The 16,917-nt window shown below is 65.3% G+C and carries 16 protein-coding genes, 1 tRNA gene and 1 pseudogene; 8 read left to right on the forward strand and 10 right to left on the reverse strand.

Annotated features, from left to right (window positions below; genetic code table 11):
- Position 1: 1 nt before the first annotated feature.
- The gene (locus RSO01_RS15545) at positions 2 to 1,129 is read right to left on the reverse strand and encodes a nucleotidyl transferase family protein (protein ID WP_170303089.1); all 1,128 of its coding nucleotides are present in this window, start codon (positions 1,127 to 1,129) and stop codon (positions 2 to 4) included.
- A gap of 403 nt (positions 1,130 to 1,532) precedes the next feature.
- Here RSO01_RS15545 and RSO01_RS49875 point away from each other — a divergent pair.
- Positions 1,533 to 1,703 (forward strand): annotated as a pseudogene (locus RSO01_RS49875) (LysR family transcriptional regulator); the annotation flags it as partial.
- Between the two features lie 36 nt (positions 1,704 to 1,739).
- Positions 1,740 to 2,489: a LysR substrate-binding domain-containing protein gene (locus tag RSO01_RS15550; protein WP_246158446.1), complete on the forward strand. Its 750-nt coding sequence runs from the start codon at positions 1,740 to 1,742 to the stop codon at positions 2,487 to 2,489.
- Positions 2,490 to 2,573: 84 nt separating this feature from the next.
- Here RSO01_RS15550 and RSO01_RS15555 read toward each other — a convergent pair whose 3' ends face one another.
- The 6 genes from RSO01_RS15555 to RSO01_RS15580 all read right to left on the reverse strand — a co-directional run bounded on the left by RSO01_RS15555 (position 2,574) and on the right by RSO01_RS15580 (position 9,948).
- On the reverse strand, positions 2,574 to 2,999 hold the full coding sequence (locus tag RSO01_RS15555; protein ID WP_147150033.1) for an HIT family protein: 426 nt from the start codon (positions 2,997 to 2,999) through the stop codon (positions 2,574 to 2,576).
- A 13-nt stretch (positions 3,000 to 3,012) separates the two neighbouring features.
- Complete coding sequence (locus RSO01_RS15560) at positions 3,013 to 3,939, reverse strand: ArgK/MeaB family GTPase (protein WP_147150034.1); 927 nt, start codon at positions 3,937 to 3,939, stop codon at positions 3,013 to 3,015.
- Positions 3,936 to 6,611, reverse strand: a complete 2,676-nt coding sequence (gene ppdK / locus RSO01_RS15565) for a pyruvate, phosphate dikinase (RefSeq protein ID WP_147150035.1) — start codon at positions 6,609 to 6,611, stop codon at positions 3,936 to 3,938. The genes RSO01_RS15560 and ppdK overlap by 4 nt, the downstream gene beginning before the upstream one ends.
- Positions 6,612 to 6,613: 2 nt before the next feature.
- Positions 6,614 to 8,665, reverse strand: a complete 2,052-nt coding sequence (gene glyS / locus RSO01_RS15570; RefSeq protein ID WP_147150036.1) for a glycine--tRNA ligase subunit beta — start codon at positions 8,663 to 8,665, stop codon at positions 6,614 to 6,616.
- Positions 8,665 to 9,564, reverse strand: a complete 900-nt coding sequence (locus tag RSO01_RS15575) for a glycine--tRNA ligase subunit alpha (protein WP_147150037.1) — start codon at positions 9,562 to 9,564, stop codon at positions 8,665 to 8,667. Before RSO01_RS15575 ends, glyS begins: the two co-directional genes overlap by 1 nt.
- A 108-nt stretch (positions 9,565 to 9,672) precedes the next feature.
- Entirely contained in the window at positions 9,673 to 9,948 is a 276-nt protein-coding gene (locus RSO01_RS15580; protein WP_147150038.1) for a hypothetical protein, read from the reverse strand.
- A 54-nt stretch (positions 9,949 to 10,002) separates the two neighbouring features.
- Between RSO01_RS15580 and glpD the strand changes: the two genes are divergently transcribed.
- The 3 genes from glpD (at position 10,003) to RSO01_RS15595 (ending at position 12,548) form a co-directional block, all read left to right on the forward strand.
- Positions 10,003 to 11,541: a glycerol-3-phosphate dehydrogenase gene (glpD, locus tag RSO01_RS15585; protein WP_147150039.1), complete on the forward strand. Its 1,539-nt coding sequence runs from the start codon at positions 10,003 to 10,005 to the stop codon at positions 11,539 to 11,541.
- 56 nt (positions 11,542 to 11,597) lie between these two features.
- On the forward strand, positions 11,598 to 11,873 hold the full coding sequence (locus tag RSO01_RS15590; RefSeq protein WP_147150040.1) for a hypothetical protein: 276 nt from the start codon (positions 11,598 to 11,600) through the stop codon (positions 11,871 to 11,873).
- 111 nt (positions 11,874 to 11,984) lie between these two features.
- Positions 11,985 to 12,548 carry a Spy/CpxP family protein refolding chaperone gene (locus RSO01_RS15595; protein ID WP_147150041.1) on the forward strand — a complete coding sequence of 188 codons (564 nt, stop codon included), beginning with the start codon at positions 11,985 to 11,987 and terminating at the stop codon, positions 12,546 to 12,548.
- A 142-nt stretch (positions 12,549 to 12,690) separates the two neighbouring features.
- On the opposite strand, the gene soxR is transcribed toward RSO01_RS15595, so the two are convergent.
- Positions 12,691 to 13,173, reverse strand: a complete 483-nt coding sequence (gene soxR, locus RSO01_RS15600) for a redox-sensitive transcriptional activator SoxR (RefSeq protein WP_147150042.1) — start codon at positions 13,171 to 13,173, stop codon at positions 12,691 to 12,693.
- A 62-nt stretch (positions 13,174 to 13,235) separates the two neighbouring features.
- Between soxR and RSO01_RS15605 the strand changes: the two genes are divergently transcribed.
- On the forward strand, positions 13,236 to 13,616 hold the full coding sequence (locus RSO01_RS15605) for a VOC family protein (RefSeq protein ID WP_147150043.1): 381 nt from the start codon (positions 13,236 to 13,238) through the stop codon (positions 13,614 to 13,616).
- Between the two features lie 3 nt (positions 13,617 to 13,619).
- Here the strand turns inward: RSO01_RS15605 and RSO01_RS15610 are convergent, their stop codons facing one another.
- Entirely contained in the window at positions 13,620 to 14,444 is an 825-nt protein-coding gene (locus RSO01_RS15610) for an aspartate dehydrogenase (protein ID WP_170303090.1), read from the reverse strand.
- 118 nt (positions 14,445 to 14,562) lie between these two features.
- Between RSO01_RS15610 and RSO01_RS15615 the strand changes: the two genes are divergently transcribed.
- A tRNA-Pro gene (locus RSO01_RS15615) sits at positions 14,563 to 14,639 on the forward strand.
- A 47-nt stretch (positions 14,640 to 14,686) separates the two neighbouring features.
- Here the strand turns inward: RSO01_RS15615 and RSO01_RS15620 are convergent.
- Positions 14,687 to 14,995 (reverse strand): hypothetical protein, encoded by a 309-nt coding sequence (locus RSO01_RS15620; protein WP_147150045.1) that lies wholly within the window; start codon positions 14,993 to 14,995, stop codon positions 14,687 to 14,689.
- A 279-nt stretch (positions 14,996 to 15,274) separates the two neighbouring features.
- On the opposite strand from RSO01_RS15620, the gene RSO01_RS15625 reads away from it, so the two are divergent.
- Positions 15,275 to 16,903, forward strand: coding sequence for an ABC transporter substrate-binding protein (locus RSO01_RS15625; RefSeq protein WP_147150046.1), 1,629 nt, complete (start codon positions 15,275 to 15,277; stop codon positions 16,901 to 16,903).
- The last annotated feature ends 14 nt before the right edge of the window (positions 16,904 to 16,917 follow it).

Raw genomic sequence — 16,917 nt, forward strand, 5'->3', positions numbered from 1 at the left:
GCTAGGCCCCCTCTGTGAGTACTCCGTTGTCGTTCCGGAAGCGGCGACCCCCAGCCGTCACCACCGGAAGATTCTGCGAAATCTGTGAAAGCACGTCGGTCACGACCGGCGAGGTCATGCCCTTGGCGCCGCGCCGGATCGCCGTCGCCGACACCTTGTCGCGGCGCAGGATGCACCAGGGATAGATCCAGCCGCATTCGTCGCTGATCTGGCGAACCAGCATGCCGCCAAAGTCCGTACCATGCAGGGTGTGAAGCCGCATGCCGGGATTTCGGCGCTTGATCTCGCCGATCACGCCCTGGAAGCCCTTCGTGTTGTAGGTCTCGGGATAGAACGCCACTTCGACCCGGTTGCCCAACCCCGCCTCGGCAAGCGCCAGCTCGATCAGTGCCTTGCGCGTCTCGGGCGGCAGGAAAATGTTGCCGGTCGGGAAGTAGTCGACGTTGGAATCGGCCTTGTCGGTCTTTTCGTAGACCTGGAAGCCGTCCTCCCTCACCCGGCCAACGCGGATCTCGCCCTTGCGGAAGGCATCGGCGTGCAGACGCGGGATGAGCGTCGGATGGATGATGATCCTGTCGAGGCCCCGTTCGTCGAGCGCGCGCCGAACCATCATGAGATGTGAATTGTGGAACGGATTGAAGGTTCCGAGGAACAACCCGACGCCGCCCTTGGGCGCCAGCACCGACCGCAGATCCGAGACCAGCCCGATACCGAAGAACAGGACGCCCAGCACGAAACCCAGCACCAGGAAGGCTTCCCGCGCCCCCGGCACGCCGGCCGTGCCCAATCCCGCCAGGACCATGTTGAACACGATGCTGACGATGGTGTTGCGATTGGCATCGCCGATCCCGCGCGCCACCAGGTAGCCGCCGAGATACTGCGTGCCCTGGGAGGCGAGCGTGGTCAGGAGCGCCGCACCGGCCCAACCGCCGACCGACGCAATACCCGCCAAGTTGAAGGCACCCCCCACAAAGCACAGCCAGATCACCGCAAGATTGAAGGCCAATTGCGGGAGAAACCGTCCGAGCTTACCGGCCGTTACGAAACCGAATTGGTTGTTAGCCCACAGTTCGGCTTTATTGCTGAGCTTGGAATAGCTCGGCAGGAACACCCCGGCGAAGACTGACACGCCGATCAGCGCCGGGTTAGCCCAACTGCCATGCGCGTACGCATAGCTAAGGTACATCATTAGGCCGCCAAAGGCCGCGATGCGCGTCGACGGACTGCGCACATAACGGAGGAATTTGCCAGCGTATGCCGACAATCCCATCATCTTGCCGTCAGAGCCGGTCGCGGCCACAGCACAGATCCCCCCATCAAACGTCAATCGGTAACAACTAGGGATTGATTGACTAACGAATAGGAGGACTAGATACGCACAGGTTTTATCTACGTTGCCGCTGAAAGAAACCCGCTAATCGCCTACAAACGACACAGAAAACGACATTTGCCCGTTAATGATGTAAGATAAACCACGTTGCCATAGTCAAAGTAAACTTAACGCCGCCAACCTTATTGTATCGATTGTTACGATGGTCACGACTCCCCCGAGAAAGAATAAGGTCCCAAACATTCTTGGCGATTGGGACGACGTACGTTTTTTCCTCGCCGTTGCAAAAACCGGAAGCTTCAGCGCTGCCGCCACGCAGCTGAATACCAAGCAAACGACGGTCGGCCGCCGTATCCAGGCGCTCGAGCGCCGGCTGGGCGCCAAGCTGTTCGACCGCCATCGCCACGGCATGGAAGTGACGCCCGCGGCGCGCGGCGTGCTGGTCCAGGCCGAATCGATGATGTCCAACGCCACCTCGATCGAGCGGCACCTAGCCGGCCTCGACCGCGAGATGGCGGGCATCGTGCGCATTGCCGCCACCGAGGGCATCGCCGCCCACTGGCTGGTGCCGCGGCTGGGGCAGCTCCGGACGACCCACCCCGACATCATCGTCCAGGTGATCGCGTCCGATCAGGTGCTCGACCTCGCGACCCGCCAGGCCGACCTCGCCATCCGCTTCTTCCGCCCGACATCGAACCAACTCGTGGCGGCGCGCGTCGGCCAGGTGAACTTCTCGATCTTCGCCGCGCCGTCCTATATCGAGCGCTACGGCCTACCGCAGAGGCTCGACGATCTGCGCGAGCACCACATCGTCGACCACACCACGCTGCACAGCCTCGCCGCCATGAAGCCGTGGAGCGAGGTGGTCGAGCGCAGCCCGTCGGTCGTGCTGCGCACCAACTCGTCCTATGCCGCGGTCGAGGCGGTGCAGGTCGGTTATGGAATCTCGGTGTTCCCGGACTACGTCACCAAGTCGTCCAACCTCGTGCCGGCGCCGATCGACCTCAAGATCGTCCGCGACATCTGGCTGGTGAGCCACGAGGAGACCAACAAGGGCGCCCGCATCCGCACGGTCATCGACTACGTGCGCGAGCAGTTCCGCCAGGACGAGCGCGAGTGGTTCTCGACCACGATCCGCGCGCCGATGGCCGCGGCTTAACGGTCATCCTCATGCTCTTCCGGACCGCCGGCCTCTGGCCGGCATCATGATCATGAGCCGGCCGGAGGCCGGCGGTCCGGAAGACTAAAGAACGGCCTTCAGCCGCTTGTAGATCGCTTCGATCTCGGCCTTGTCGCCGGGCTTATATTCCCAGTTGAGCGCGACGCCGTCGTTGGGTTGGCGCGGCATGATGTGGATGTGCAGATGCGGCACGCTCTGGCCAGCGCCAGGACCGTTGGCCTGCAGCAGGTTGACGCCGTTGGGCTTCAGCTCGCTCATCACCGCCTTGGCGACCTTCTGGGCGGTCGCCGCGACGGCGCCCAGCACATCAGCTGGAATCGTGTCGACCATCGGCCAATGGCCCCTGGCGACGGAAAGCGAATGGCCCGGGTTCACCGGGTTGATGTCCATGAAGGCGATGGTCTTGTCGTCTTCCAGGAGCTTGAAGCTCGGGATCTGGCCCGCGACGATCTTGCAGAAGATGCAGTTGGCGTCGGTCGGATGGCTCATCGTTTCTCTCCCCTCATCTTTTCGCAAGCATCGCACCGAGCTCGCGCAGTCGCAGGAAGGGCTGAGCGCCGGCCGGCAGGCTGAGATCGAAGCCGAGACGGCCGAGCCTGGCAATGCCCTCGCGGCCGAAACGGTCGCGCAACGACTCGGCGATCCAACCCTCGCTCTGGCGATGACGCGCCACGAGCAGCCGATTGTCAGCTGACAGATGCACCCGATGCGCTTCGAGGGCATCCACGAGCTTGCCCATGCCTTCGCCATTGCGCGAAGAGACCGCGAGAGTCCTGACCGGCCATTCGTCGCCGGCCGCGGCCAGTGACAGGGCTCCTGCCACGTCGGCACGCGCCCGCTCGGCGGCGCCACCCAAGTCCGCCTTGGTCACGACGATCAGATGGGGGATCTCGACGATGCCTGCCTTCATGAACTGCAGGGAATCGCCCGAGCCCGGCTGGACGCAGAACACCACGGTGTCGGCGACGCCCGCCACGTCGGTCTCCGACTGGCCGACGCCCACGGTCTCGATCAGCACGCGGTCGAACAGGGCGCGCATCAGCACCATGGCGGCCAGCGTCTGGTCGGCGAGCCCGCCCAGCCGGTCGCGCGCCGCCATGGAGCGCACGAAGCTGCCCTCGTCGGTGCTGTCATGGACGATGCGCACGCGATCGCCCAGCAAGGCACCGCCGCTCGATTTCGAGGAAGGATCGACCGCGATCACACCCACGGTCCTGCCGGACTTGCGCCAGGCCGCGACCAGCGCCGCGCACAGAGAGGACTTGCCGACGCCCGGCGGCCCGGTGACCCCCACGACATGAGCCTTGGGCTCGCGCCAGGCGGCGTCGAGCAGTGCCTGCGCCTTCTCGCCTTCGGGATTGCGCTCCAAGTCGGCAAGCGCAGCCGCCAGGGCCCGCTTGCCGCCGTCACGAAGCGCCAGAAGCGTCATTCCGTCTTGAGCGGGCCGCCCAGGGCCGCCTGGGCCGCCGCCAGCCGGGCGATCGGCACACGGAACGGCGAGCACGAGACGTAGTCGAGACCCGCCTTGTGGCAGAAGAACACCGAGGCCGGGTCGCCACCGTGCTCGCCGCAGATGCCGAGCTTCAGGCCGTTGCGCACCTTGCGGCCGCGCTCGCAGGCGATCTCGATCAACTCGCCCACGCCCTCGATGTCGAGCGAAGCGAACGGATCGTGCTCGAGGATGCCGCGCTGCTGGTACTTCTCGAGGAACGAGGCCGAATCGTCACGGCTGAGGCCGAAGGTCGTCTGCGTCAGGTCGTTGGTGCCGAAGCTGAAGAAGTCGGCCGATTCGGCGATCTCGCCGGCGCGCAAAGCGGCGCGCGGCAGCTCGATCATGGTGCCGACCAGGTAGTCGAGCTTCTGACCCGAGAGCTGGCTCACCTCGGCCGCGACCTGGTCGACCACGACCTTCATGAGATCGAGCTCCTTACGGGTGGCGACCAGCGGGATCATGATCTCCGGGATCACCGACTTGCCGTTCTTCTTCTGGACCTCGGCCACGGCCTCGAAGATGGCGCGAGCCTGCATCTCGTAAATCTCCGGATAGGAGATGCCGAGCCGCACGCCGCGATGGCCGAGCATGGGATTGAACTCGTGCAGCTTGTGCGCACGCGCCTCGATCTCGGCGACGTCGACGCCGAGATCCTTGGCAACGACCTCCATGTCGGCGTGGGTCTTGGGCAGGAACTCGTGCAGCGGCGGATCGAGCAGCCGGATGGTCACTGGAAGGCCGGCCATGATCTCGAACAGTTCTACGAAATCCTCGCGCTGCATGGGCTGGATCTTGGCCAGCGCCGTGCGCCGGGTCTTCTCGTCGTCGGCCAGGATCATCTGGCGCACGGCGACGATGCGGTCGCCCTCGAAGAACATGTGCTCGGTGCGGCAGAGACCGATGCCTTCGGCGCCGAACTTGCGCGCCGTGGCGGCGTCGGTCGGCGTCTCGGCGTTGGCGCGCACGCCCAACCGCCGGACCTCGTCGGCCCACACCATCAGCTCGGCGAAATCGCCCGACAGCTCGGGCTGCACGGTGGGCACGACGCCCAGCATGATCTCGCCGGTGCCGCCGTCGAGGGTGATGAACTCGCCCGTCTTCACCGTCGTGCCACGCACGGTGAGCGTGCCGGCGCGGCCGTCGATGCGCACGTCGCCGGCGCCCGCCACGCAGGGCTTGCCCATGCCGCGCGCCACCACGGCGGCGTGGCTGGTCATGCCGCCGGTCGAGGTCAGGATGCCCTCGGCGGCGTGCATGCCATGGATGTCCTCGGGGCTGGTTTCGCGGCGCACCAGGATCACCTTCTCGCCGGCGCGGGCCTGCCTCTCGGCGGCGTCAGCCGTGAACACAACCTTGCCTGAGGCCGCACCCGGCGAGGCCGGCAGGCCCTTGGCGATCACCTTGCGATCGGCCTTGGGATCGAGCGTGGGATGCAGGAGCTGGTCGAGCGACGACGGCACGATGCGCGCCACCGCTTCCTTCTTGTCGATCAAGCCTTCGCGCACCATGTCGACGGCGATCTTGAGCGCGGCCTTGGCGGTGCGCTTGCCGTTGCGAGTCTGCAGCATGTAGAGCTTGCCGCGCTGCACGGTGAACTCGATGTCCTGCATGTCGCTGTAGTGCGTCTCGAGCTTGCGGCGCACCGCGTCGAGCTGCTTGAAGACCTCGGGCATCACCTCTTCCATGGCCGGCGCGTCTGACTTCTGCGCCTCCTTGCCCTGCACGGTGAGATGCTGCGGCGTGCGGATGCCCGCCACCACGTCCTCGCCCTGGGCGTTCACCAGGTACTCGCCGTAGAAGAGATTGGCGCCGGTCGAGGGATCGCGCGTGAAGGCGACCCCCGTCGCACAATCCTCGCCCATGTTGCCGAACACCATGGCCTGCACGTTGACCGCGGTGCCCCAGCTCTCGGGGATCGAGTGCAGGCGGCGATAGGTGATGGCGCGCTGGTTCATCCACGAGCCGAACACCGCGCCGATCGCACCCCACAGCTGCTCGCGCGGCTCCTGCGGGAAGGGCTTGCCGGTGCGCTTCTCGACGATCTTCTTGTACTCGCCCACGATCGAGCGCCAGTCATCAGACTTGAGGTCGGTGTCCATGGTGACGCCGAGATCCTCCTTCTTGAGCTCCAGCGCCTCCTCGAAATAGTGATGCCCGACATCGAGCACGACGTTGGAGTACATCTGGATGAAGCGGCGGTAGCTGTCCCAGGCGAAGCGCTCGTCGCCCGACGATTGGCCGAGGCCCAGCACGGTGCGGTCGTTCAGGCCGAGATTGAGCACGGTGTCCATCATGCCCGGCATCGAGGCGCGCGCGCCGGAGCGCACCGAGACCAGCAATGGATTGTTGGCGTCACCGAAGCCCGCGCCAACGGTCTTCTCGACCGCCGCCAGCGCCTTCTCGACCTCGTCCTTCAGCTCGCCGGGATAGGCGTTGCCGTTGGCGTAGTACCAGGTGCAGACCTCGGTGGTGATGGTGAAGCCCGGCGGCACGGGCAGCCCGAGGCTCGACATCTCCGCGAGGTTGGCGCCTTTGCCACCCAGCAGATTGCGCATCTCGGCGCGGCCCTCGGCCTTGCCATCACCAAAACTGTAGACCCACTTGGCCATTCTCAGCCCTCGATCCTGGAGAAATCCGCCACCGAATCCATGGTGGCGCGTATCTGATTGAGCAATTTCAGCCTGTTCAGCCGTAAATCGGGTTTCTCAGCGACATTGACTGTGACCTTTTCGAAGAAAGAATCGATGGGCGCACGCAAGCCCGCGAAAGCTTCCATCGCGCCCGCGAAGTCCTCACGCTGCAACGCGGGCCTCACAAGACGCTCGATGTCGGCCAAGGCAGCAGCAACGGTTTTCTCTTCCGCTTGTTCCATGCGTGCGGCGTCAGGCGCACCGGCGATTTTCGCAGCCAGTGTCTTGTCCTTCTTCTCTTCGGCACGAACGATGTTTGCCGCGCGGCCATAGCCGGTCAGCAGATTCTTGCCCGCTTCCGTGGCCAGGAACGACTGCACCGCTTCGACCCGCGCCAACAGGCGCACGAGATCGTCCTCGCCGCCCAGGGCGAACACCGCGTCGACGACGTCGTGGCGCACACCCTTCTCGCGCATCTGCACCTTCAGGCGATCGGCGAAGAAGGCCATCAGGTCGTCGGCGTCGAAGAACTTCTTGAGCGGCAGACGGATGCCGTTCTCGACGACGATGCGGATGATGCCGAGCGCGGCGCGGCGCAAGGCGAACGGATCGCGCGAGCCGGTCGGCTTCTCGCCGATCGCCCAGAAGCTGGTGAGCGTATCGAGCTTGTCGGCCAGCGCGACCACGACAGAAATCGGCGCGCTCGGGCAACGGTCGGCGGGACCGGCCGGTGCATAGTGATCACCAATGGCGTCGGCGACCGCGGCCGGAAGCTTCTCTTCCAGCGCGTAGTAGCGGCCCATGACGCCCTGCAACTCGGGGAACTCGCCCACCATGCCGCTGCGCAGATCGGCCTTGCAGAGGTGCGCGGCCAGGATCGCGTGGGCAGAGTCCGCGCCCGCGACGTATGAGGCGAGCTTGTCGGCCAATATCTCGATGCGGGCGACGCGATCGGCCTGGGTGCCGAGCTTGGCGTGGAAGACCATGTCCTTCAGGGCCGGCAGCCGCTCCTCCAGCCGGACCTTGCGATCCTGGTTCCAGAAGAACTTGGCGTCGGATAGCCGCGAGCGCAGCACACGCTCGTTGCCGTCGACGATCGTCTTGCCGCCGTCGCGCGCCACATTGTTAGCAACGACGACGAAGCGGTTGGCGAGCGAGCCGCTCCTGTTGTTGGTGACGAAGTAACGCTGATGCGTCCGCATGGAGACGGTCAGCACTTCGGGCGGCACGTCCATGAACTGCGAATCGATGGTGCCCAGCATCGGCACGGGCCATTCGACCAAGCCCGCCACCTCTTCGAGCAGGCCCTCGTCGGTCTTGAGCGCGACCTGCGCCTCGGCGCAGAGCTTCTCGGCGCCTTCCAGCACGATCTTCTTGCGCTCGGCCGGGTCCAGCACCACGTGCGCGGCACGGAGCTTGGCGACATAGTCGGCGAAGCCCGCGACCTTGATGTCGCCTTTGCTGAGGAATCGATGGCCGCGCGTGGTGTCGCCAAACCTGATCGGCGCCATCTCGCCACCCGGCGCGACCTCGCCTGCCAGCACCTTGCCGTCGAACAGCGCCACGATGGACTGCAGCGGGCGCACCCAGGTCATGGTGCCGCTGCCCCACTTCATCGATTTGGGCCAGGGCAGCGCTTTCATCGCGGCATCGATGATGCCAGGCAGCGCTTCGGCGGTCGGGCCGCCCTTCTTGGCGATCACGGCGAACCAGAACTCGCCCTTTCCGGTGTCGCGCTTCTCCGCCTGGTCGAGCGAGGCAAGGCCGGTGGCTTTCAGGAAGCCCTGCACGGCTTGCTCGGGCGCGCCGACACGCGGTCCGCGCCGTTCTTCGCTGACGTCGGCCCGTGCGGCCGGCAGGCCGTCGACCACCAGCGTCAGCCGCCGCGACGTCGCGAAGGCGCGTGCGTCCTTGAATTCCAGACCGGCGGCCTTCAAGCCGTCGCTCACCAGACGCTTGAGATCGTCGGCCGCGCGCGTCTGCATGCGCGCCGGAATCTCTTCGCTCAGAAGTTCGAGAAGCAGCTCAGCCATCACGCCGCTTCCTTCTTCTGAGTGACGAGCCATGCCTCGCAGCACGCCTTGGCAAGGTCGCGGACGCGCAGGATGTAGCTCTGTCGCTCGGTGACGCTGATAACGCCGCGCGCGTCCAGCAGGTTGAAGCAATGCGAAGCCTTGATGCACTGCTCGTAGGCCGGCAGCGGCAGCTTGCGCTCGATCAACCGGCCGCACTCCTTCTCGGCATCGGCGAAGTGGCGGAACAGCATGTCGGTGTCGGCGTGCTCGAAATTGTAGGCCGACTGCTCGCGTTCGTTCTGCAGGAAGACGTCGCCGTATGTCAGCGGCACTTCCGAATCCGTGCGATTGAACGGCAGGTCGTAGATCGACTTCTTGTCGAACAGGTACATGGCCAGCCGTTCCAGGCCGTAGGTGATCTCGCCCGACACCAGGTCGACGTCGATGCCGCCGACCTGCTGGAAATAGGTGAACTGGCTGATCTCCGAGCCATCGCACCACACTTCCCAGCCCAGCCCCCAGGCGCCCAATGTCGGGCTCTCCCAGTCGTCCTCGACAAAGCGGATGTCGTGCAGGGTGGTGTCGATGCCGATCGCCTCGAGAGAGCCGAGATAGCGCTCGAGGATGTCGGGCGGCGACGGCTTCAGGATGGCCTGGAACTGATAGTAGTGCTGCAGGCGCATGGGATTGTCGCCGTAGCGCCCATCGGTCGGCCGCCGCGACGGCTGCACGTAGGCGGCGTACCAGGGCTTCGGCCCCAGAGCGCGCAGGGTCGTGGCGGTGTGGAAGGTGCCCGCGCCCATTTCCATATCGAACGGCTGCAGGATCAGGCAGCCTTGGCGCGCCCAATAATCCTGCAGGGTCAGAATGAGTTCCTGGAAGCACGTCGGCTTAAGGCGTGCTGAGGGTTCGGACACAGGTATACCCCGAAGCTCAGAAGGCCTTTTGTTTCTACGACTTAAGGCCGTTGTTGCGGTGCGGCAAAATAAGTGCCACCCCCAGGCCGGTCAACTAGGCCGGTCGGGTCAATTCGGACGTGGCTGGGGACGGCCGCACTGGCCGCATTTTTCGGCACCGGCGGGATTATAGGCGCCGCAGCCGGCGCACTGGATGGTCTCCTGGATCGCGACCTTGCGGGCCGCCAGGGGCTCCGACGGCGGTGGGGGCGGCGGCGGCGCGGGGCGTGCAGGTTCCTCGGGCTTGCCGACAAAGCGGTCGAACAGGCCCTTCCAGCGGGAAAAAGTCTTCCACACCGCGTAAACGGCGACGCCGAACAGGATGATCTTGAGCAAAAGGCCCATGCGGCCATTTGAGGTCCCTGCATCTTGCGGTCAAGCGCGCTATATCCTGCAGCCATGAATGGAAGTGGAGAGGCGCCGCTCGACCTGTTCGTAGTGGGCGGCGGGATCAACGGCGCGGGCATTGCCTGCGACGCGACGGGGCGGGCACTCAAGGTCGGGCTGTGCGAGATGCACGACTTCGCCAGCCACACCTCCTCGGCGTCGACCAAGTTGATCCATGGCGGCCTGCGCTATCTCGAGCATTACGAGTTCCGGCTGGTGCGCGAGGCCCTGCAGGAGCGCGAGGTGCTTTTGGCCAAGGCGCCGCACCTCTCCTTTCCCCTGCGCTTCGTGCTGCCGCACGAGCAGCATCTCAGGCCGCGCTGGATGCTGCGGTTGGGCCTGTTCCTTTACGACCATCTCGACTGGCACATGACCCTGCCCAAGTCGATTTCGGTCGACCTGCCGAGTTCGAAGTTCGGCGCCGGGCTGAAGCCGTCCTTCAAGAACGGCTTCGTCTATTCCGACGCCTGGGTCGACGACGCCCGGCTGGTGATCGCCAACCTCATGTCGGCGCGCGGGATGGGGGCGCGCATCTTCGCCCGCCATCGCTGCGTGTCGGCGCGGCGCACCGCGGACGGCAAGCTGTGGGACATCGAGCTCAGCGCGCCCGACGGCAGCGCGGTGAAGCTTCAGGCGCGCGGCCTGGTCAATGCGACCGGCCCCTGGGTGAAGCATTTCCTCGACGAGCAGACGTCCATCAGGACCAACAAGCGCGTGCGCCTGATCAAGGGCAGCCACATCGTCGTGCCGCGGCTGTACGACGGCGATCACGCCTTCATCCTGCAGAACAAGGACGGGCGCATCGTCTTCATCATCCCCTACGAACGCTCCTTCTCGGTGATCGGCACCACCGACATTCCCGTCGACTCGAGCGACAAGAAGCCCGTCTGCACCCAGGAGGAGATCGACTATCTCTGCGAGATCGCCAGCTACTACATGACAAAGCCGGTGCGGCCGGCCGACGTGGTGTGGACCTATTCCGGCGTGCGCCCCTTGTTCGACGACGGCGACGACAATCCCTCGGCAGTGACGCGCGACTATCACCTCGAAATCGACGGCGCGGTTGGCACGGCCCCGCTGCTATCGGTGTTCGGCGGCAAGATCACGACCTACCGGCGGCTGGCGGAGCACGCCTTGCGCGATCTGGCGCCGTACTATCCGCACATGGGGGTAGAATGGACGGCGGGCAGGGCGCTGGCGGGCGGCGAGCTCGCCGATGCGCCGACCTTCGAGCAGGCGTTCGACAACTTCGTGAACTCGGCGGCCGTCGTGAAGCCCGGTTTGCCGAAGGAGCTGCTGCGCGTGTTGATCCGGCGTCACGGGGTGGCCATCGACGACCTTCTGGAAGAGGTCAAGACCGTGGCCGATCTCGGCCAGCATTTCGGCGGCCATCTCTATGAGGTCGAGGTGCGCTACCTGGTGCGCGACGAATGGGCGGTCGAGGCCGAGGACGTGCTGTGGCGGCGGACCAAGGAAGGCCTGCACATGACCCAGGCCGAGCGCGAGCATTTCGCGCGCTGGCTTGCCGAACTCCGACCAAACTTTGCATAACTGACTGGAGCCTTGCCGACGATCCTCAACCCTCCAGGGAGACGGGAGCCGATCGAATGAATATCTCCACTTTGCAAATGCTGGCCCTCATGGCGGGCGGCGTGGCAATCATCGTCGGCCTTGCGATTGCAACGACCAGCAAGTCACGCTTGATCAAGGCGGGTGGCTACACCTTAACCGCCGCATTGATCGTCGCCGTCGCTGTAGCAGTGTTCACGACACCAACCGAGGACCCGGAAACTGCCCGAGCCGAGAGCATAGTCAGCCTCCTGCTTCTCGTTGCCGCCGGTTGGGTGGGACTGCACGCCAGCCGCGCCTATAGACGCAAATGACAGCGCCGCTTTTCGCCCAAACTTTACATAACTTAACACATCACCAGGGCACGCCGGGCGCGGCCGCAGCGTATCATCGCTACAGCCCGCGTAATTCGGTGAGGTTCCACGATGTCGTTCCGCCGCCCCCTCCTTCTGGCCGCTCCTGTCGCCCTGATGGCCGGCCTCGTCCTGGCGATGCCCGCTTCGGCGGCCGTCGGCAGCGTTCTAGACGATGACCTGCTCGAGCTGGCCCAGGCCACGCCGCCGGCGCCCCCTGCCGCCGGTCCCGAACGCCGTGATCGGATGGCCAGCTTCAATCCCAAGGCGTTCTGCCTCGACCGCGTCGCCCGGCGCGCCGGCAACCGCACCTATCTCAAGATCAAGCTCGACCTGAAGGCCGACCAGGTGTCCGCCTGGGATGCCTTCGCCAAAGCGTCCGACGACGCCGACGTCAAGGACACCGCACGCTGCAACGCGCTGCCGTCGGAGATGAAGGAGCGGCCGAACTACGTCGATCGGCTCAGCATGGAAGAGGCCTACATGAAGGCCCGCGTCGAGCGCATCGAGGCAGTGAAGCCGAGCCTGACCGCGCTCTACAACACGCTGTCGCCCGAGCAGAAGGCGTCGCTCGACCGCCCGCGCCCGATGGGCGGCATGATGGGCCACCATCGCGGCGGTCCCGGCCCGCGCTAAACATCTTGCCGGACCGCGGGCCTCCAGGCCCGCTCATGGTCTTCTCGGGAGCGCGGACCTCCGGTCCGCTCATGATCATGATGCGGACCAGAGGTCCGCGCTCCCATGATGAGCGGGCCTGGAGGCCCGCGGTCCAGCAAGATTACTCAACGTCCTCGAAATCCTGGGCGCGATCGCCCAGCAGGAAGCGCGGTCCGGCCCCTGCCCGGGCCGCGCGGTCGTTCGGGTTGTAGAGGTGGCACTTGGCGAGCGACAGGCAGCCGCAACCGATGCAGCCGTCGAGCAGGTCGCGCGTCTTCTCCAGCATGGCGATCCGCGCCTGCAGCGCGCCACGGATGCGCACGCTGATCGCCTGCCAGTCCTGAGGGTTGGGCGCGCGCCCCTGCGGCAGCAGCGACAGCTCGGCTTCGATCTCGCTCAAGGTCAGGCCGAGCTGTTGCGCGATCAGGGCAAAAGACAGGCGCCGGATGTCCGCCCGCATGAACCGGCGCTGGTTTCCCGACGTCCGCACCGCCCTCACCAGGCCGCGCGACTCATAGAAGCGAATCGCCGACACCGACATGCCAGTGCGCCGGGCCAGCTCGCCGATCGTCAGATGTGCCGATTGAGGCAGGAAAATCTCCATCGAAAGCTTGACCTAAAGTTAACTTGAGGTCGTAGCCTCCGCAAGTCGAAGGAGGTCCTGTCATGTCTACGCCCCGCATCGAGCATGTGAACGTCACCGTCTCGAACCCCGAACGCGCCGCCAGGCTGATGGAGGAGCTGTTCGACTGGCAGGTGCGCTGGAAGGGCCCGGCGCGCGACGGCGGCCGCACCATCCATATCGGATCGAAGGAGCATTACATCGCGCTCTATACCGGCCGCGACGTCGCCTACACCGCCGAGGACTTCGCCAAGGGCCGGCCGCTCAACCACATCGGCATCGAGGTCGACGACATCGACGCCACCGAAACGCGCGTCGTCGCCGCCGGGCTGAAACCCTTCAACCACGACAATTACGATCCGGGCCGGCGCTTCTACTTCCTGGATCCCGACGGCATCGAATACGAGATCATCAGCTACCGGTGACGCTTACCAGTCGCTGGCGCGCACGATCTTCATCAGGTCGTCGGCCATGGTGAGCGCGGTCAGCACGCCGGTCTTGGGATTATCCGGCATGGCCAACCCCAGCCGCTCCATCTTGAGCTCGCCCGAATCGCTCACGACCTCAAGGCGGCTGGCGTTGGTGCCGGCCGGCAGGGTCGGATCGGCCACCAGCTCGATATCGGTGTGCTGCAGGCCCGCGCCGCACAGCGCCACGGTGACCGCGAGATTGGCATTCTTCGGGTAAAGCCGGCCGGCGTCGGCGGGCTTGCCGCGGAAGATCACCGTCGGCTCCTTGATCGACGGCAGGTCGAACTCGGTCTCGGCCGGCGTGCCGCTCCAGGCATGCGGCGGCTTGATCGACACGTACTTCACGCGCTCGAGCTTGCCGAGCCGCATGGCCAGAAGCCCGTCCAGACCGGCGATGGCGCCCGACGGCAGCCGCAGCCTGGCCCCGCTCTTCTCGGCGGCCTTGATGTGCTTCTTGTAGAGCTTGGGATCACCATAGGCGCCGGTGGCGATCACCATGAAGTCGATGCCCCTCTCCAGGATGGTCTCGCCCCAGTCGCGCACTGCCTGCTGGCTCGCCGCCTCGACCACGACGTCAGGCTTGAGCTTCAGGAGCGCCTTCAGAGTCTCGACCACGGCGACCTTGCGGCCGACCTTCGTCTGCGTCTCCTTGGCGCGGCCCGGGCGGACCAGCACGCCGACGATGTCGATGTCGGGCTTCTTTTCGCGAAACAGGTCGAACAGCGTCTGGCTGATGGCGCCGTAGCCGATCAAGGCGATCTTGAGCCGCTTCTTCCTGGCCATGCAGTTCCCCCGCGAATTCCCGAAAAGCGCCGCACTATAGCGAGGGCCCACGGGCCTTGCGACCATGAGGGGGCACGGTTATAACCCCGCCTCCCGAGCGGGGTGCCTCCGTTTCTGACGGAGTGTAGCTCAGCCTGGTAGAGCACTAGCTTCGGGAGCTAGGGGCCGGAGGTTCGAATCCTCTCACTCCGACCAATCGGGACAAACGGCGCGCAGCAATGCGCGCCGTTTTGCTTTGCAGCCTAGAACGCCGGCGCGCCGCCAGGACGAGGGACCGGCCGGCCGACCGGATCGCCCGGCGTGATGACGTAGGCCGGCGTCCCTGGTGGGTTCGCATACAGCGCCGACGGCGGCAGGCCACCCACGACCGGGCCCTGCGGAACGACGGACGCGCTCGGCGCGGCGTCGGGATCGGCGGGCTGCACGACGGTCGCTGTCGAGGCGGGCGCTGTGGAAGCGGGCGCTGCCGGCGCGGGCGGCGGTGGATTGGGTTCTGCACAGGCAGCGGCCAGAACGCCGACGGCGATAACGCTGAACCAGGTGCGTGTCACATCTGCCTCCCCTGCCGATCGAGTGCGGTGCGCTTCACGCAGGATACTCAAGCCGGCTGGGAACTGCAAAACCGCCTGACGTTTGCGCACCGCGGTGCTCGCCCTGCGTTGACCTTTACCGGGAATGTCGGCACGCTGTTTTGCACCGCGCACCAGTAGGTTTGTCCCGTGGGCGACCGAATTTTCCAGCGCGAGCCCGTGAGGAGGCAGCCTATCGAGTAAGCGTTTCAATCACATAGCCAACTTCGGCCCAAACAATCCGATCTGGGAGGCGGCGTCATGACCGACGAAGCGAACAAGAAGGGTCCCGAAAGTACAAGGCGTGAGTTCCTTACCGCGACGACGGCGCTCGCCGGCGCTGCAATCGCGGGTGGTGTGCCCGGCACTGCCAGGGCCGGTCGCAAGCGCAATCCAAAGCGCGGCGGCACGGTGCGTTTCGGCACCAGAGACGACTCGGCCGGTCTCGATACCCATCGCAACTTCATCTACTACGTCTCCCAACCGATGGCCGGCACCACCGGCGGCCTGCTCGACTTCGATGCGGGCATGAACATCGTTGCCGGCATCGCCCAGGAATGGGAGCCGTCCAAGGACCTCAAGACCTGGACTTTCAAGCTTCGGCAGGGAGCCGAGTTCCACAACGGCGAGACGATCGACGCCCAGGCCGTGAAGTGGAACCTCGAGCGCATCCTCGATCCCAAGATCGGCCATTCCTTCACCCGGTCGGCGCTGATCGACGTCGAACGCGTCACGGTCGACGACAAGTGGATCGTGCAGGTCCATCTCAAGGAGGCGAGTGCCGCCTTCGATTCCAATCTCATCTACTACCCGGTGAACCTCATCGCGCCGGGTGCCGCCGACAAGGCCGACACCGCGCCAGCAGGTTGCGGGCCGTTCCAGTTCAAGGCGTGGAAACGCTTCGACGTCTGCGAACTCGTGCGCTTCGAGAACTTCTGGGAGACCGATTCGGAGGGCAACACCCTGCCCTATCTCGACGGCCTGATCGGTCGGCCGAAGAAGGAGGATCGTGTGCGTCTGACGGCGCTGCGCGCCGGCGAGCTCGACCTGATCGACAACGTCGCCTATGCCGACGCACCCTCCTTCCTCAAGGACTACAGCAAGGTCTACGAAACCTACCCGGTGCCGCAGGTCGGCACCGCCATGGTCACCTTCAACCTGCGCAGCGGGCCGTTCTCCGCCAAGGACAATCCGGACGCCCACATGCTGCGCACGGCGGCGGCGCATGCCATCGACCATGAGGGCATCCACGAGGCTGTGTTCAACAAGCAGGGCGAGATCGCCAAGGGCTTCTACAGCAAGTCGAGCCCCTGGTACGGCAAGGACATCAAGCCATGGCCGGCTTTCGATCCCGACAAGGCCAAGGCGCTGCGCAAGAAGGCCAAGGACGGCGACGCCAAGCTCCTGATCATCGCCAACGACAGCTTCCCGTACATGCAGCAGTCGGGCGAGTTGGTGCACGCCATGCTGAAGGACGCGGGCTTCAACGTGACCTTCGAGATCCATCCCACGCCGGTGATCCAGGACAAGTACAACAAGGCGGCGTTCGATATCGATTCGACGGCCAACAGCTACCGCATCGATCCCGACGGCTGGTACTCGCGCAACATCCTGTCCACGGCGCCCGAGACCAAGCGGCGCATCGGCTACGTCAACGAGAAAGTCGACCAGCTGATCATGGCCGCGGCCGTCGAGCGCGACAAGGACAAGCGCCGACAGATGTATGCCGACGTCGATTCGATCGTGAACCAGGACCTGCCGCTTCTCTACACGCACTTCGTGTCGATCCTGCAGGCCGGGACCAAGAAGCTGAAAGGCTACAAGCCCGCCTTCACCGGCCCGTTCCAGTATGCCGCCGGCGGCATGCGGACGGCGTGGATGGAAGGTTAGCCCTCTTCCGGACC

Source organism: Reyranella soli, assembly GCF_007992495.1.
Lineage (GTDB): Bacteria > Pseudomonadota > Alphaproteobacteria > Reyranellales > Reyranellaceae > Reyranella > Reyranella soli.

Coding starts and splice junctions, on each gene's coding strand:
- RSO01_RS15550 (WP_246158446.1), top strand. CDS start 1,740: ATGGAAGTGACGCCCGCGGCGCGCGGCGTGCTGGTCCAGGCCGAATCG.
- RSO01_RS15555 (WP_147150033.1), bottom strand. CDS start 2,999: ATGAGCCATCCGACCGACGCCAACTGCATCTTCTGCAAGATCGTCGCG.
- RSO01_RS15560 (WP_147150034.1), bottom strand. CDS start 3,939: ATGACGCTTCTGGCGCTTCGTGACGGCGGCAAGCGGGCCCTGGCGGCT.
- ppdK (WP_147150035.1), bottom strand. CDS start 6,611: ATGGCCAAGTGGGTCTACAGTTTTGGTGATGGCAAGGCCGAGGGCCGC.
- glyS (WP_147150036.1), bottom strand. CDS start 8,665: ATGGCTGAGCTGCTTCTCGAACTTCTGAGCGAAGAGATTCCGGCGCGC.
- RSO01_RS15580 (WP_147150038.1), bottom strand. CDS start 9,948: ATGGGCCTTTTGCTCAAGATCATCCTGTTCGGCGTCGCCGTTTACGCG.
- glpD (WP_147150039.1), top strand. CDS start 10,003: ATGAATGGAAGTGGAGAGGCGCCGCTCGACCTGTTCGTAGTGGGCGGC.
- RSO01_RS15590 (WP_147150040.1), top strand. CDS start 11,598: ATGAATATCTCCACTTTGCAAATGCTGGCCCTCATGGCGGGCGGCGTG.
- RSO01_RS15595 (WP_147150041.1), top strand. CDS start 11,985: ATGTCGTTCCGCCGCCCCCTCCTTCTGGCCGCTCCTGTCGCCCTGATG.
- soxR (WP_147150042.1), bottom strand. CDS start 13,173: ATGGAGATTTTCCTGCCTCAATCGGCACATCTGACGATCGGCGAGCTG.
- RSO01_RS15605 (WP_147150043.1), top strand. CDS start 13,236: ATGTCTACGCCCCGCATCGAGCATGTGAACGTCACCGTCTCGAACCCC.
- RSO01_RS15610 (WP_170303090.1), bottom strand. CDS start 14,444: ATGGCCAGGAAGAAGCGGCTCAAGATCGCCTTGATCGGCTACGGCGCC.
- RSO01_RS15625 (WP_147150046.1), top strand. CDS start 15,275: ATGACCGACGAAGCGAACAAGAAGGGTCCCGAAAGTACAAGGCGTGAG.